The organism is Pseudoalteromonas simplex (genome assembly GCF_015278155.1).
Taxonomy (GTDB): domain Bacteria; phylum Pseudomonadota; class Gammaproteobacteria; order Enterobacterales; family Alteromonadaceae; genus Pseudoalteromonas; species Pseudoalteromonas simplex.
This window is the reverse complement of sequence record NZ_JADILN010000005.1, coordinates 85,300-102,362: the sequence shown is the minus strand read 5'-3', so window position 1 is coordinate 102,362 and position 17,063 is coordinate 85,300. Positions and strand designations below refer to the sequence as shown.

The following is a 17,063-nucleotide window of genomic DNA, read 5'->3' as shown; positions in this document are numbered from 1 at the left end:
CAAATAGAGTGCGAATAAGCTTATTTCCCGTGTTCCTTTTTAGTCTTTTTTTAGCTGCATGTGATAGCCAAAGTATAGATAAGGGCAGCACAAGTACAAGTTGTCAGAACAATAGTCATTGTAATTACCCTAATAATGTAGAAGTTTGGCTAAGTGACCCAGATATCAGTCCAGAAACACCGTTTACGATTAACCTAAAGTTACCAAAGGAGGCTAAAAACCTTTCAGCAAAACTTGAAGGTGTCACCATGTATATGGGTTTTATTCCACTGCAGTTTAAACAGACAGGGCAAGTTTGGGTTGCTGATACTATGGTTGGCGCATGCTCTGAACCTGTTATGACTTGGAAAATGATGCTCACTTATACTTCTGGCGATAATCAACCTCAAACCTTGCTTTATTATTTCGATTCACTGCAAACTCGATAACATCTTCCTTCATTATAGTTGATCGCAGTTTTTAATTATCTAAAAGCTGTGATTAGCGCAATTTCTGCTTCACCTTTTTTTACTTGATGTTCTTTATTAGTCGTATTTTTATACGGTATTACAAACTGACGGAACAAAAACAAAAAATCATCCTCTAATACACTGTTTAACAGACTAACTTTGTCTATTTAGTTAATTTAAGTGAATAACTATGGTTAGCAGTCTTACCAAGCTTTTACGGTTTTTATAACGTTGTGTGATCAACTTGTAAAAATTTCATTTGTAGCATTAATTGGGCTCTGATTACACTTGATTACAAAGTGCGTGCAATTGATTTCAATCGTGTTTTTTTTGCTACTTAATAATGTTATCTTGTTGATGTATAGTTGTTTTTTTCTATTAACATTGATACATTGTGAAACCTTATTACCTAAAGTTGGTACGCCATTTTTGGGTTGTTCTTTATTTGATCTTTCATTCAGTTTTCGTTCAGTTAACTGCGCCTAAGTTGCCCTCCGCTGACTCGTGATTCTAATAATAACGAGCGCTACCTAACTAAAGGTAAATTTCCAACAAGTAGGGTTTTCACATGAAAAAATCAATTCTTGGTTTAGCTGTTGTTTCAGCAATCCCAATGTTCTCAAGCATGCAAGTTTTAGCTGCTGATGATGCAGCAGAGTCTATTGAAAAAATTCAAGTTACGGGTTCTCGTATTAAGCGTTCTGATATGGAAAACGCAAGCCCAGTAACAATTATTGGTGCAGATGACATCAAAGCAATGGGTGCAACAAGCATCGATAGCGTATTACAAAAAATGACCGCTACTGGCGGCGCGATGACTAACCCAGGTATCAACAATGGTTCTGGTGGTAATGCACGTATCGATTTACGTGGTTTAGGTGCAAGCCGTACATTAGTTTTAGTGAATGGTCGTCGTATGATTGCATCTGGTACAGGTGCAGCTTCAACTGTTGACTTAAATACAATTCCTGTTTCTATGATCAAGTCTGTGGAAGTACTTAAAGATGGTGCTTCTGCTGTATACGGTACTGACGCGGTAGCTGGTGTTGTAAATATCATCTTAAAAGACGATTTTGAAGGCCTAGACATGAACGCTAATACTGCGATCACAGGCGAAGGTGATGCAACAGAAAACTCAATTGATTTCACAGTAGGTACATCTTTCGATAAGGGAAACATTGTTATCGGAATGCAGTATACTGACCGTGGTAAAGCATCTCAAGCAGACCGTAGTTTTTCAGAGTGTCCATTAGCAGAAGGTAGCAATGGCCTATACTGTACAGGTTCTTCATATAATGAAGGTGGCCACATCTGGAATGGTAATGGTGATAAAGGTACAACTGTAAACGCCGCTGGTGATGATATTCAAGTATCATTAATAGATGATAGCGGTGTAACTGGCCGTGGTGGTGATTATCACCGTTATGCCAATGAAGACGCATACAACTATTCACCAGCTAGCTATCTTTACACGCCAATGGAGCGTTTAAATCTAACAGGTATCGCGACATACGAATTATCTGATGATACGTCTTTATTCACTGAATTCACATACACTAAGCGTTGGTCAGAGCAACAAATGGCTCCACAACCTGTATGGTTTGACTTCGAATACACTGAAAATATGGGTAATGCACTTCTTAGCCAAAGTTATGATGAGCGTGTTGATCTTGATGGTGACGGTTATCTAGATAAAAATGCTGATGGTAGCTACGTAACTCAAGAAAGAAACTATCAGTACGGTGATATGATTTCTTACGGTCGTCGTATGTCTGACACTGGTGCACGTTACTTTGAACAGTCTGTTGACACTGTACGTGCTGTTGTGGGTGCACAAGGTTTCATCGGTGATTACTCTTGGGATGTTTCAGCTAACTTCGGTCGTAACGATTCAGTTGATAAGCTGAGCAATCTTCACAACATGGGTGCAATTCAGGACCAAATCACAGCTGGAACCTTCAACCCTATTGACCAAGCCGCATGGGTATCTGAGGACTTCCGTAAAAATGTTTATACTGAAGTAAACAATGGTGGTAGCCAGCTATTTATTATTGCAGCGTCTGTTTCAGGTGAGCTATTTGAAATGCCTGCAGGTTATGCTGCATTCGCAGCAGGCGTTGAACGTCGTCAAGAAAAAGCTTGGTACACGCCTGATTCTTTAACTGCTCAAGGGTTGGCAAATGATCCTCCAGTTGAGCCAACAGCAGGTGGTTTTGACGTAAACGAAGCATATGTTGAATTTGCATTACCATTGTTAGCCGATGCACCATTTGCGCAAAATGTTGAATTAAGCGCTGCTATTCGTGCGTTTGATTACAGCACATTTGGCTCAGATGAGACTTGGAAGCTAGGTTTAACTTGGAAAGCAAATGATGAGCTAATGCTACGTAGTGTTGTATCAACAGCATTCCGTGCACCTACAGTATCTGAGCTTTACTCAGGTAATTCACCATCATTTGAACAAATTACGTTCCCTGGAGCGCAAGACCAAGCAGAAGTCACTGTTGGTGGTAACTCTCTACTAACACCTGAAGAAGCTGATACATTAACCGCTGGTATCGTATACGAGCCAGAGTGGTTCGAAGGCTTCAGCATGACACTTGATTATTACAAAATTGAAATTGAAAATGCGATTGCCTCAGTTAACGAGCAATACATTGTTGATCAATGTTTAGCAACTACTGACAATGCAAACACTGTACTTTGTCAATCTGCTAACATCAGCATGGATAGCACAGGTCGTGTTAAATTCAATAACCAATTACAAAACATCGGTTCTGAAGAGACGTCTGGTTTAGACCTTAACCTAACGTATAACTTTGAAGCTGCTGGTTTATCTTGGAAAGCTGCATTAGACACAACTTATCTTGACGAGTACGTTGTAACTGTACTTGATGAGACAGTAGACTATGCTGGCCTGATCACTTCAGGTTCTGGTGGCTACGCAGACATTAAGTCAAATTTCACGTTGTCAGCACGAGGCGAAAGCTGGGATGCAACATATAAAGCTCGTTACATTGCAGGTATGGATAGCTACTTATGTAAAGATGATCCATCGAGCTGTTTAGCGCCTACGACACCTTCTGTTGTTTATCATGACATTAGTGGTTCATACTTACTTTCAGATACAGTTACACTATCTGCGGGTGTAAACAATTTATTTGATAAAGAGCCTCCTTACTACTCAGGTAACAATGACTCAAACACTGACCCGTACACATATGATGTATTAGGTCGTCGTTTCCACGCTGGTATTAACGTTAAGTTCTAATCTAGTTTGAAATGATTACTAAGGCCCCGTTTTTACTGGGCCTTTTTTATTGTCTGAAAGCCTATCAACGCGTAAACTAAGTGAGCATTATTAAAAAACGAGGCGATATTGCTTAAACAAGACGAAAACTTATCTTTTATTATTGAGCCTGAGCTTAAACCACGCACAGAGCAACGACTCGACCTGTATTTTTCCATTCCGAATGAAATGAGTGTTAACCCACAAACACTGAGCGAAGAATCATTCTTTAATAATAACTTTAAATCGCACCTTGCGTATAACGCTAACAACATTCACTTACCCTTAGTGAGAAGCCGCTTTGTTAGTAAAAACAAAGGTGAACAGCAAGATTATCGGCAAAACTTAAACTTATATTGTTATCAAGTTCGACTCGCGCTGAATGCCGATATTAAAGACACCCTAAAACACCAAGAAGCCGATGAGTTTTACCCTGCAGCCATTGAGTTGTGCCAGCAAACCAAAGGCTTGTTGAAAAAGCTAAGACGCTACACCCCAGATGATGAAAAGCTGCTGCCATTTTATAAAAACGCTGATAACTACTTAAGTTGGCATGTAGAGCAGTCATTTTTGAAACTATTGGATGAAGGGCCGCGCAGTAGTGATTTTGCAAAAGAGCGCAGTGATTTATTAGAGTTCTGCAAAGCTGAAAACAGTTATCGTGATGAGCAAGAATATAATTCGCAATCAACACTCGAAGATGCCAACCGTATCACTAATAAAATGCGCCTGTTACAACGTTTAATTGAGCATGGGGTGGTACTTAATCGCACTACACGGCATTTAAACAGTTATTTAAAGCGCATGGTAAAGGGCACAGTGACCGCAGTGATCATGGCCTTTGTGATGTTGGTTGTGTTAAATGCTCGCTCAAACTTTACCGAAGTAACAGCAACCTTGATTTTGATCTTGGGTGTTATTTATGGTCTTCGTGAAATATTTAAAGAAGACATCACACGGGTGATCTGGCGAGCTATCGTAAGAGGGCGACCAAAATGGCGGTTTCAGTTTAAAAACAGCATAACCAAAGACAAAATTGCCAGCCAATACATTTGGCTTGAATACACCAGTTTTAAACGCCTGCCTAAAGCGGTAAGAAGAATTTTTTCGAAGCGTCGTCATCAAAATAAACAAGCTGCTCAGTGGCTGCATTTTGCAAGCGAAACACAAGTTAACGCGAAAGAGTTTTTACCAGGCTACGATACCTTGCAACAAACCATGCAATTTAGCTTGGCACCGTTTGCTCGCTACTTAAAGCGGGGTGAAGGTAAGCTCTATCATCTAGATAGTAATAAAATCTCTAAGAAAGCCGTAGAGAGGCGTTATCAGTTAAATGTGGTATTAGTCTTTACACAAAGCGAAGATGAAACTTTGTATCAGCGCTACAAGATTACGTTAAATCGCAGCAAAATTGTTAATATTGAGCGTATTTATTCACAAACTGACATTCTGAAAGATGAAAGATGAAAGATGAAAGATGAAAGGGTGGCCTTGGCCACCCAATTGGGTTTATTTAGCGTCTAAACCAGTTTTGCTATAAAGCGATACTTTGTCTGACACTAGGGTAATTTCGATATTTTTATCTTTGTTACCCCAAATACAGTTAGTGTGTAGTGTCTTTTCTTCACACTTATCTGCTGAACCTAAGATAGCTTCAACCTCAGTTTTATCCATGCCAATTTTAATTTTTTCGTAGTTCTCTAAGTTTACTTTTGAGCAACCCGCTAAAGTAAGTGTTGCAGCCGCTGCTGCAATTGCCATATATTTTTTCATAATTGTATCCATTAATGGTTGTAGCGTCTTATTTGCACGATCATACCCATACGTGGGTGATCAAAATAATGTATCTCGTTACTTATCACACGTTTAAATTGTGAAAAACGTGCTTTTTCGTAATCACCGTTTTCTAGGCGCTGACTAATATCAAAATCTGCGTTTATAAATAGGTAGTGACGAACATAAATTTTCATTAAACCATCAAATTCCCACTTTGGCACATTTTGCAACTGGTCGGGAATATAGCGCTCAGTAGGGCCCACTAGGCTTATAAAGTCGTTATTTTCATTCTCTACTGGGGTTGAGTGTTTTGCTAAGTGTTCACCGGAAAATAAACGGATACTGGGTGCGTTTCTTTCACTCATTTCAGGAAAACGCCACCCAGTGTGCAAAATAGGGGTTAAGCCTTTTCTATCAAGCTGATTTTTTTGCTCAACAAATTGTAATTGTTCTGGCGCCATTAAGTAAATGTCGTCAGTGTCTTCACGGGGCTCAACAACGGGTGTAACAGGCAGTTGATTATAGCTTGCTAAAAAATCAACACTGTCGTCACATACATTAGAGTGAGGGTTGCTATTCACTAAAGAATCGGTAAACGAATTTGAGCGAAAGCGGCTATCACCTTCAATACACGCTTGCTTCGCTTGTGCTGTGTATGCAGGAGATAATAAATCTTTGCTACGCTTTGCCTTGATCTCATCGTGTTTTAAACTGAAATCTTCCTGTAAATAAGGGGCTGGGCGCTGTTTATAAATAAGAACTTCTATTTCGAACCAACGTGCTGCAAATGACGAGCTTGTATATAAGCAACAAAGCAGTAGTAAACTATTTCTAAACAACATTAATGGCTAACCTTTTTTTCGAAATCTGCAATCATTGCAGTGACCATTTTTAAGCGTTCGCGAGCGTTGGCTTCGCTAATTGCAAAGCGCAGTTTATTTGCGCCATCCATTTTATACACCTGCGGTGCACTTTGTATCAAACCTATAATGAAGCTAGGGTTAACCTTTGTATGCTGGCTAAACTCAAAATAGCCGCCTTTCGGGTTTGCTTCAATCTTCTTAATGCCGATATTACTTGCTTGCAGTTTTAATTGCTGCAAACTGAATAAGTTTTTAGTGGCGTCAGGCAGCAGACCAAAACGGTCAATCAGCTCTACCTGTAACTCGTCCATATCATTGAGGTTAGCACAGCTTGCAATGCGTTTATAGATACCTAAACGTACGTTGACATCATGAATATAATCATCAGGCAATAACGCTGGCAGCTTTAAGTCCACTTCGGTTTGCTGACCGAGTAGGTTCTCAAGGGTTGGCTCTTTACCTTCTTTGAGGGAGTTGACCGCTTGCTCAAGCATTTCCATATACAAACTAAAACCTATGGTTTGCATTTGACCTGATTGGTCATCACCAAGCAGCTCACCGGCACCACGAATTTCTAAGTCATGGGTTGCGAGCGCAAAACCTGCACCCAGGTCTTCCAGTGATTCAATCGCTTCGAGGCGTTTAACCGCATCTTTACTGAGTGATTTAGGGTTACCAGTCAGTAGGTAGGCATACGCTTGGTGATGGCTTCGGCCTACACGACCACGCAACTGATGCAGCTGTGCCAGACCGAGTTTATCTGCTCTATCCATAATAATGGTGTTGGCAGTGGGTACATCGATACCGGTTTCGATGATGGTGGTACACACAATCACGTTGTATTTTTGGTGATAAAAATCACTCATAATTTGTTCAAGCTCGCGCTCTCGCATTTGACCATGCGCCGTTGTTACGCTGGCTTCAGGTACCCATTCGCTAATTTCTTCAGCAACTCGGTCTATGGTTTCAACATTATTATGTAAGAAATACACCTGACCACCGCGTTTAATCTCACGCAGAATTGCTTCACGAATAAGTTCAGCATCTCTTTGTCTAACAAAGGTTTTAACCGCTAAACGTTTCGCAGGCGGTGTGGCTATGATTGATAAGTCACGCATACCACTCATCGCCATGTTTAATGTACGTGGGATAGGGGTTGCTGTGAGCGTTAAAATATCGACATCGGCACGTAATGCTTTGATTTTTTCTTTTTGACGCACCCCAAAACGGTGTTCTTCGTCAACAATCAATAAGCCCAAATCTTTAAATTGAATATCTTGTTGAATAAGCTTGTGAGTACCAATCACGATATCTAATTTACCCTCAGCCATTTTATCTAGGGTGTCTTTTTGCTCTTTGGTTGAGTTAAAACGCGATAAAACACCAACCTCAATTGGTAAATCGGCAAAGCGGTCTTTAAAGTTTTCATAATGCTGCTGTGCAAGCAGTGTGGTTGGTACAAGTACCGCAACTTGCTTGTTATCATTCACGGCCACAAAGGCTGCGCGCATTGCCACTTCGGTTTTACCAAAGCCAACGTCACCACATACTAAACGGTCCATCGCTTGCTTACTTTGCATATCACCGAGCACAGATTCAATGGCGTTGCGTTGATCGTCAGTTTCTTCAAATGGGAAGCTGTCGCTAAACTGACGATAAGCACTGCCATCAAGCTTAAATTTATTGCCAGGCTTTGCTTGGCGTTTAGCGTAAATATCTAATAGCTCAGCTGCCACATCACGAACTTTTTCGGCGGCACGTTTCTTGGCTTTTTCCCACGCATCAGAGCCTAACTTATGAAGCGGGGCAGAGGCTTCTTCGCCACCTGAATAGCGGCTCAGCATATGTAACGCTGAAACGGGCACGTATAGCTTTGCTTCGTTGGCGTAGATGATCGTAACAAACTCAGTGATCACACCGGCAGCATCAATGGTTTCAAGGCCTTGATAGCGTCCTACACCGTGATCAAGGTGCACAATTGGTTGACCTTCACGTAGCTCAGCAAGGTTACGAATAAGCGCATCTTGGCTGGCTTCGTATTTATGTTTACGGCGTCGACGTTGCGAGACCTTAATGCCTAGTAATTCTTGCTCTGTGATAATGGTTAAACGTGGCTTACCGTCTAGCACCACACTTTGCTCAAGTGGTGAAACAATTAGGCCAACATCACTCGAACTATTGGTAAAATCGCTAAACGATTCAAATTCTTTAAGCTTTAAACCACTTGGCTTTAATAAAGTGAGTAATGATTCGCGGCGGCCATCTGATTCAACCGAGAGCAGCACGCGGCCTTTTTGTTTTTTCTCACTGGCAACATAGTCAATTAAACCTTGGTACGGTTCATGTAACTTATGATCAATACGAACATTTGGCAGCTCTTTACTAGCAAGGTTGGTGTGACCCGCTTTGGTGCCTAATTTTGCTTGCGATAAACGAATACGCGCGTATTTACCAAATTCACCAAATAGCTCATTAACGCTTTGATACAGCTTTACAGGTTCAAGTAAAGGTCTGAGCGGATCAACACGGCGATTTTCATAGCGTACATTCACATCATGCCAAAACTGATCAGCAGCATGTTCAATATCGCCAAAATGCATAAAGGTTGTATTGCTTGGTAAGTAATCGAAGATAGTTGCCAATTCATCAAAAAACAGTGGCATGTAATATTCGATACCGGCAGGCCAGGTTCCTTTAGTCACCTGCATATAAATTGAGTCTTGTTCAGAGCTTGCGCCAAATTGTTCACGATAATTAATACGAAAGCGCTCAATGTCTGAGTCGTTAGTTGGGAATTCGTGGGCTGGCAGTAACTCAATTTTGTCGACCTTTTCATCTGAGCGCTGGCTTTCAACATCAAATAAGCGAATGCTGTCGAGCTCATCATCAAAAAAGTCTAAACGGAATGGGTGTGGGCTACCCATAGGGTATAAGTCAACGATAGAGCCGCGAATCGCGTATTCACCGTGCTCCATCACTTGTTGTACATGTAAATAGCCCGCTTGTTCTAAGTTTTCACGCAGTGTGTGGGTATCTAGGGTATCACCCACTTTAAAGTTAAGGGTTGAACCATAAATAAACGAAGCAGGGGCAGTACGCAGCATCAAGGTCGACACTGGCACGATTAATACGCTTTGTTGTTCTTTTTTTAAGGTATTTAACGTGGCTAAGCGCGCCGAAATAATATCTTGATGGGGCGAAAAATGATCATAAGGGAGTGTTTCCCAGTCAGGGAAGACCATGACTGGGTTTTCGGGCAACAGAAATTCGAGTTCAGTTTCAAGGCGTAGGGCGCTTGGCGTATCTGGGGTGACAATCACAACCAGCTCGTTGTGTTTTTTTACACCTTCTGCGATGGCGATGCTAAGCCCGCTACCGGTAAGTTGTCCCCATTGAATTTTATCTTTTTCAGATTTTACCCAAGGCAATGCTGCCCATTGCGCAAACGCCATTTACTACTCCTTTAAACTGTTTTTACTGCTTAGTCTCGATAAATCTTGGTTAAGTCCTGATAGTGATCGATACGACGATCACGAAGGTAAGGCCAAATTCGACGTATGTTTTCACTACGTGCTTGGTCTAATTCAACAACCAATAATTGCTCATCGCTGTTGTTCGCTTCGGCTAAAATTTCACCTTGAGGGCCCGCGATAAACGAGTTACCCCAGAACTGAATACCTTCACTTTGACCGCTTGGATCACTTTCGTGGCCAACACGGTTACAGCTGATCACCGGTACGCCATTGGCAACTGCATGAGCGCGTTGTGAAATAACCCACGCGTCTTTTTGACGAGTTTGTTCGTCTTTTTCATCACGCGGGTCCCAACCTATGGCTGTTGGGTAAATTAAAATTTCAGCACCAGCCATTGCCATTAAGCGTGCCGCCTCTGGGAACCATTGATCCCAACACACTAATACGCCTAATTTACCGACAGAGGTTTGAATAGGCTCAAAACCTAAATCACCCGGTGTGAAGTAAAACTTCTCGTAAAAACCTGGGTCATCAGGAATATGCATTTTACGGTATTTACCGGCAATGCTGCCGTCAGTTTCAAGTACCACAGCAGTATTGTGATAAAGCCCTGTAGCGCGCTTTTCGAATAATGATGACACGATCACCACATTAAGTTCTTTGGCAAGTGCGCCTAAGGTGTCTGTGCTTGGGCCAGGAATTGTTTCTGCTAAATCAAAAACGTCTACATCTTCGGTTTGGCAAAAGTATAAACTGCGGTGTAGCTCTTGAAGAACAATTAGCTTAGCGCCTTGGCTTGCTGCATCACGAATACCAGCAATAGATTTTGCCATATTGTCTTGAGCATTATCGGTGTTTGATTGCTGAACAAGAGCAACCTTTAAATGCGTTGGTTTAGTCATTGTTTGTTCCTGCTAAAAAGCCGCGCGGTAATTGCATTGTAATACAGTGTAAGCTGCCAAATTGGTGAATAATTGGCACACAATTAATACCCACCACAGTGTGATCTGGGTATGCTTTGGCAACCTGACCAAGCGCATGTTGGTCGATTTCGTCACCATAAATTGGTACTAAAACGGTTTTATTGATAATTAAATAATTAGCGTATGTGGCAGGTAGTCTATCACCATCTTCATCGAAAACTGCTTTTGGCCAAGGTAAGGCAATCAGCGTGTAGTTTTCACCCTCTGCTGTTTTAAATGATTGCAGTTGTTTTTCCATAGCATCAAGGGCTGCAAAATGCTCATCATTTTTATCGTCGCACTTAACATAAACAAGGGTGTTGTTTGGGGCAAAACGTACCAGCGTATCAATATGGCTGTCGGTATCATCACCTGCAAGGTAACCGTGATCAACCCAAAGAAACGACGTAGCGCCTAGTTGCTCAACCAGCGTTTGTTCTATATCTGCTTTTGTGAGTTCAGGGTTACGATTTGGGTTTAATAAGCACTCGCTGGTTGTGAGTAGCACGCCGTGTTCATTGATTTCGACGCCACCGCCTTCAAGAACCAGGGCACTTTGCTGATAGCTATTTTTAGAATTAGCGACTTGCTTTACAAGTACTTGATTAATTTGATTATCAAGATCACTTGCAAACTTATTGCCCCAACCATTAAAAATAAAATCCATTACTTTCAACTCTGTTGCGTCATCAATATTCGCACAGGTTAATGGGCCATGGTCACGTGCCCAGGTATCGTTACACGGTGTAACCACAAAGTGAATGCGATTAGCATCAACCTCTGCATTTGCAAGTAAAGCTGCAATATGTGCTTTGAGGGCATTATCATGAGCTACAATCACAACATCTTGTTGTTGGCTTATTGCTTGGCAAAGTGCTACATACACAGGCTCAACAGCGGTTAAATTTGCTGCCCAATCTGTGTCTTGATGAGGCCAAGTAAGCATAACGGCATCTTGCTCAGCCCATTCAGGTAAAAGTCTAAATTTCATGAAGGTATTAAACAAACTAAGGTGGGGCTAGTTTAGCATTTTAGCCATAGATGTCAGCTTTTTGTGCGCGATAAAGCGTGATTTTTAACTGTCTTGTTGATTGTTTTCTTGCTGACGTTTTTTAAGTTGGCGTGTTTGTGCGTGCAGGGCTGCTCTTACGACTAAATCTTGGTCAGCATCGCGAATGGCAGTAAACAATAATGTGTATTGGTATTTATCATCATCGCATTTTTCAATGGCGACTAATTCGGTATAGCAATAAATGGCAGATGCTTCGTGCTGCAAGAACAACTTAGTACGAAATGTTTGCCCTAATTCATACACATCAGCTGAGGTAAGTTTAACACCACCACCGCCATAACTATCGCAATAGTTTGCGTTATCGTCAGGCTGCTCTGAGGCTAAGATGTGACTCATGATTAAATCAATTTTACGGGACTGTGCTTGTAAAAAGGCTGCCAGTTCTTGTGCAACATCACCTAGATTACGCAATGGTCGCAAACTTGTTTGCTCAAGTTCGTTCACTTCGTTGGCAAGTTTAAATAGGGCAGGGATATCCGCTTCAAGTTCAGCATTGGTTTTTGGCACAGCACTTGGTTCAACCGCATATAAATTGACACGGTTGCTCTCGTTGATTTGAAAATACTGTTCAAATTCGGCTAATTTTTGATTATTCATGCTGTACTCCACACATCTTTCCTTAATACTAGCGTTCGAAGCAGTAAATTGCTAGTAATCAAATAATCAAAAAAAAGGGCAAACTCATTGTTTGCCCTTCATTTTTTACAGGTTACCCTCTTGGGTTTTAACATGTTCTTGTTGATGATGTTCTGCTATCTCATCAGCAAGCTCTTGTCTTGAACGTTTTTCAGTTAACTTACGCGCCGTTAACCAATAGAAGAACAGCGGCACAAAGAATACAGCAAGGAATGTCGCTGCCATCATACCGCCCATGACACCGGTACCAACACTATGACGTGCACCCGCACCTGCGCCAGAGCTAAGTACTAAAGGCACTACGCCTAAAATGAATGCAAGCGAAGTCATAATGATAGGTCTAAATCGTAACCGTGCAGCCTCAAGTGCAGCAGTACTTGCGCTCCAGCCTTGTTGATGTTTCATCAAGGCGTATTCAACAATAAGAATCGCGTTCTTACTGGCAAGACCAAGTAGTGTTACCAGACCAATTTGGAAGTACACATCGTTTGTCATGCCAACAACCCAAACCGCTATAAGCGCACCAAAGGTACCAAATGGCAGGGCAAGCATCACAGACAGTGGTAGTGACCAACGCTCATATAGCGCTGCTAGAATCAAAAATACCATGATCACAGCAAGGCCTAAGGCAATTCCTGTGGTGCCTGAACTGCGTTTCTCTTGGAATGCAGAGCCTGTCCATTCGTAGGTCATATTAGGTGGTAAAACGGCTTGCGCAATACGCTCAACCTCAGCAATAGCTTGACCTGAGCTGTAACCCGGCGCTGCATTACCCATCAGTTTAACAGCAGGTAAGTTGTTATAGCGGTTAAGATTTTCAGGGCCACGGCTATACTCGATAGTGGTAAAGGCTGAAAGCGGCACCATAGTACCTTGGTTGTTTTTAACATAGATACGACCAATGTCATCAGGCTTCATTCTAAATTCAGCGTCTGCAGACATTAGTACTTGCCATGCGCGACCAAATTTATTGAAGTCGTTAACGTAATAAGTCCCTAAGTTACCTGCAAGGGCAGTGAACGCATCATCAATTTCTACACCCATGGCGCGGGCTTGTTCACGGTCAACATCAACACGTAGCTGTGGTGCATCAGGGCGCCAAAGTGTTTGCAGGCCACTGATGATAGGGCTCTTTTGTGCTTCAGCTGTCATCAACTGCATTGCATGTTGAAGTTTGTCTGGGTCGCTATCACCTTTGTTTTGAATGTAAAATTCAAAACCACCGGTGTTACCTAAACCAAAAATAGCCGGAGGATTAAAGGCAAGAACGAGCGCCTCTTTAATACCTGCTGTTTTCATGAAGAGCTCTTGTACCAGTGCCTTGGTATCAACTTCACGCTCATCCCAATGCTTTTGTGTCACGAATAAGGTTGCAGCGCTGTTTTTGTAGCCACCGCCAATAAAGTCAAAACCGGTAAACGCTACCACGTTTTCGTTAGCTGGGTTTGATTGCACGGCATCAACAACTTGCTGCGTGACTTGCTCTGTGCGTTCAAGTGATGAACCGTCAGGTAAGAAAATTGCTGAGATGTAATAACCTTGGTCTTCATCTGGCACAAGCGAACCTGGGGTGTTTTGCCAAAGGCCAATTGTTGCTGCAATCATACCTGTCATTAAGATAAGCCCTAACAGGCCACGGCGCACCATAAATCCAACAGCACCGACATAACGGCCGGTGATCTTGGTAAACATGTCGTTAAACCATAAGAAGAAGCGGGCAGTTTGCTTGTGTTCTTGTTTTAAAATAAGTACACAAAGCGCTGGCGTCATCGTTAAAGCAACGACACCCGATAAACTTACAGCAATCGAAATAGTAATAGCGAACTGGCGGAATAGCTCACCGGTTAAGCCACCTAAAAACGCAATTGGCACAAACACTGAACAAAGTACTAAAACAATTGCCACCACCGGGCCGCTTACTTCGCCCATCGCTTTAACGGCGGCGTCTCTGGCACCTAGGCCTTCTTCGTGCATGATACGTTCAACGTTTTCAAGTACCACGATGGCATCATCAACAACAATACCAATCGACAGCACCATACCGAATAAGGTGAGTGAGTTAATTGAGTAACCCAGCATATACATGCCGGCAAATGTGCCCAGTAGTGATACTGGCACTGCAAGGGTTGGAATAAGCGTTGCGCGCCAGTTTTGTAAAAATAAATACACCACTAAGAATACTAATACCATGGCTTCAAGCAGTGTTTTTACAACTTCACGGATTGATACTTCAACAAAGCGGGTTGTGTCGTAAGAAGTTAAATGTGCAAGTCCGGTCGGGAACTGGCTTTTCATTTCTTCAATAACACCGTTTACTTCTTCAGCTACATCAAGGGCATTAGCTCCGGGTTGCAAGAAGATACCTAACAGTACCGCTTCTTTACCGTTAATTGTCCCTTTGAAGTTATAATCTTTTGAGCCAAGTTCAACGCGGGCAACGTCTTTTAAGCGTAAGCTACTGCCGTCTGTGTTTGAACGAATAATGATATTTTCAAACTGCTCAGGCTCAGACAAACGCCCTTGTGCAGTCACACTGTAAACGAGCTCTTGTGGAGATTGCGTAGTAGGTGTAGCACCAATTTTACCTGCCGCGTATTGTGAGTTTTGAACACGGATTGCCCCTGCAATTTCTTCAACAGTGACACCTAATTGGCTCATTACATCAGGGCGCAGCCAAATACGCATTGCGTAATCTTTGGCACCAAAAATTTGTACACTGGTAGTGCCTGGAATACGTTTAACACGGTCAAGTACGTTCATAGTGACATAGTTTGATGTCCATAAACTTGAACGTGTTCCATCTGGTGAGTAGAAGGCATGAACTTGTAAAAAGCTAGAAGAACCTTTTTGAACCACCACACCTTGGCGGCGTGTTTCTTCAGGTAAACGCGCTTCAACCTGCTTAACACGGTTGTTTACGTTAACGGCTGCTTGGTCAACATCAGTACCAATTTCAAAAGTAACTTCGATGGTGGTTGAACCTGCACTGGTTGACGTTGATGACATATACATCATGCCTTCAACACCGGTAATGGCATTTTCAATCGGTGTCGCTACCGTTTGCTCAAGCACATCGGCAGATGCACCCGGGTAGGCTGCGGTTACTTGTACAACCGGTGGTGCTATTTCAGGATATTGCGCCACAGGTAAGCTGCGCATCGCAGCAAGGCCCGCAAGCACAATAACAATAGAGATAACAAACGCAAAAATGGGTCTGTCTATAAAGTAACGAGAAAACATAAGACTCCCTGTGCTTATTCTGCGTGGCTAGGGTTAGCGGCAGGTTGGCCAACATTGACTGGCATACCCGGGAAGAAAATACGTGCCATGCCATCAACAATAACTTGGTCGCCTTCTTTTAACCCACTGCGAATTAACCAAAAATTTTGGTATTGCTCGTTTTCTGGTTTTTTGATCCATTCACCTACAGTAACAGGGGCAGGTAAAGCGACATCCATACCTTGCTCGTTTTTACTTACTACATAAACAAACTTACCGGTGCCGTTATCAAGTACTGCACGTTGCGGTACGATGAAAGCGTTTTTGCGTACTGCACCACTTAACTCAACGCGCACGAATTGGCCCGGGCGAAGTTGAAAATCAGGGTTAGGAATAATTGCCTGAAACTCACTGGTACCTGTGTTTGGATTAATACGCACATCAGAGAAGTTAACTTCACCGGTTTGTCCGTATAACGAGCCGTCTTGAAGTTTAATTTGTGTTTTCCAATGGCCTTGCTCAGGTAATGTCAGTGAGCCATTTTTAACATCTTGACGCATTTGCAGTTGTTCACGTTCAGATAAGCCAAAACGAATACGAATAGGGTCAAACTGAGTCATTTGAGTCAGTAATAAATCTGGACCAGAAACATAAGTGCCTTCAGAAACAAACTCACGTCCCATTACACCTGCAACAGGGGCTTTCACTTGCGCATATTCAAGGTTTAGTTGCGCTTCTTTTAAGGCAACTTTTGCAGCTGCTAAATCAGTTTTAGCAATATCATTGGTTGAACTAGCGTTATCGTAGTCACGTTGTGAAACGGACTTTTCGGCACGTAGTTTAGCTAATCGTTTAACATCACGATCAGCTTGAACAAGCGCTGCTTTTGCACCATCAAGTGCTGCTTGCGCACGATCAACCGCAAGTTGATAAGGTTCAAGGTCAATTGTAAACAGTGATTGGCCTTGCTCTACACGCTGACCTTCTTCAAAGTTGCGTGATTCAAGAATACCGGTGACACGGGCACGAACTTCAACTTCTTTTGAACCAGACAGCGTAGCTGGCAGATCAATAGTAAAAGGTGCATCGTGAGTTTCCATTGTCATAGTCGCGACAGCGGCGGGGTGCATTTGACCCTGTTGTTGCTGTGGCGCTTCAGAACAACCTTGCAGTAGCAAAGGAGCAGAAACTAATAACAACGCAGATAATGATAATTTGGCAGGTGCGAAAGGCAGACGCATGTTTACTCCACAGTCCAATTGTTAAGTAGGTATACATAAAAAGTAGTCTATCAGGATGAAAGACGTCACTATGCATTTTCAAT

General features: G+C 42.3%; 11 protein-coding genes. 3 read left to right on the top strand and 8 right to left on the bottom strand.

All coding sequences use genetic code 11. The features are described from left to right. The first annotated feature begins 29 nt into the window (after nucleotides 1-29). The 3 genes from IRQ78_RS11890 (at nucleotide 30) to IRQ78_RS11880 (ending at nucleotide 5,205) form a co-directional block, all read left to right on the top strand. Nucleotides 30-428, top strand: a complete 399-nt coding sequence (locus tag IRQ78_RS11890) for a hypothetical protein (protein WP_194442326.1) — start codon at nucleotides 30-32, stop codon at nucleotides 426-428. Between the two features lie 589 nt (nucleotides 429-1,017). Continuing rightward, nucleotides 1,018-3,720, top strand: a complete 2,703-nt coding sequence (locus IRQ78_RS11885; protein WP_194442325.1) for a TonB-dependent receptor — start codon at nucleotides 1,018-1,020, stop codon at nucleotides 3,718-3,720. 108 nt (nucleotides 3,721-3,828) lie between these two features. Next, on the top strand, nucleotides 3,829-5,205 hold the full coding sequence (locus tag IRQ78_RS11880) for a hypothetical protein (RefSeq protein ID WP_194442324.1): 1,377 nt from the start codon (nucleotides 3,829-3,831) through the stop codon (nucleotides 5,203-5,205). A 42-nt stretch (nucleotides 5,206-5,247) separates the two neighbouring features. Here IRQ78_RS11880 and IRQ78_RS11875 read toward each other — a convergent pair whose 3' ends face one another. From IRQ78_RS11875 to IRQ78_RS11840, 8 genes are all read right to left on the bottom strand, one after another. Then, nucleotides 5,248-5,511, bottom strand: a complete 264-nt coding sequence (locus IRQ78_RS11875; protein ID WP_054553091.1) for a hypothetical protein — start codon at nucleotides 5,509-5,511, stop codon at nucleotides 5,248-5,250. Nucleotides 5,512-5,522: 11 nt separating this feature from the next. Then, nucleotides 5,523-6,356, bottom strand: coding sequence for a peptidoglycan binding protein CsiV (locus IRQ78_RS11870; protein WP_054553059.1), 834 nt, complete (start codon nucleotides 6,354-6,356; stop codon nucleotides 5,523-5,525). Further along, nucleotides 6,356-9,829, bottom strand: coding sequence for a transcription-repair coupling factor (gene mfd / locus IRQ78_RS11865; protein ID WP_194442323.1), 3,474 nt, complete (start codon nucleotides 9,827-9,829; stop codon nucleotides 6,356-6,358). Before mfd ends, IRQ78_RS11870 begins: the two co-directional genes overlap by 1 nt. Before the next feature lie 29 nt (nucleotides 9,830-9,858). Then, nucleotides 9,859-10,752: a carbon-nitrogen hydrolase gene (locus tag IRQ78_RS11860; RefSeq protein ID WP_054553061.1), complete on the bottom strand. Its 894-nt coding sequence runs from the start codon at nucleotides 10,750-10,752 to the stop codon at nucleotides 9,859-9,861. Beyond that, nucleotides 10,745-11,803: an agmatine deiminase family protein gene (locus tag IRQ78_RS11855; protein ID WP_194442322.1), complete on the bottom strand. Its 1,059-nt coding sequence runs from the start codon at nucleotides 11,801-11,803 to the stop codon at nucleotides 10,745-10,747. Before IRQ78_RS11855 ends, IRQ78_RS11860 begins: the two co-directional genes overlap by 8 nt. A gap of 84 nt (nucleotides 11,804-11,887) precedes the next feature. Continuing rightward, the gene (locus tag IRQ78_RS11850) at nucleotides 11,888-12,481 is read right to left on the bottom strand and encodes a PilZ domain-containing protein (RefSeq protein ID WP_058584935.1); all 594 of its coding nucleotides are present in this window, start codon (nucleotides 12,479-12,481) and stop codon (nucleotides 11,888-11,890) included. Between the two features lie 105 nt (nucleotides 12,482-12,586). Further along, complete coding sequence (locus IRQ78_RS11845; RefSeq protein WP_194442321.1) at nucleotides 12,587-15,760, bottom strand: efflux RND transporter permease subunit; 3,174 nt, start codon at nucleotides 15,758-15,760, stop codon at nucleotides 12,587-12,589. 14 nt (nucleotides 15,761-15,774) lie between these two features. Beyond that, the gene (locus tag IRQ78_RS11840) at nucleotides 15,775-16,980 is read right to left on the bottom strand and encodes an efflux RND transporter periplasmic adaptor subunit (protein WP_194442320.1); all 1,206 of its coding nucleotides are present in this window, start codon (nucleotides 16,978-16,980) and stop codon (nucleotides 15,775-15,777) included. Between the last annotated feature and the right edge of the window lie 83 nt (nucleotides 16,981-17,063).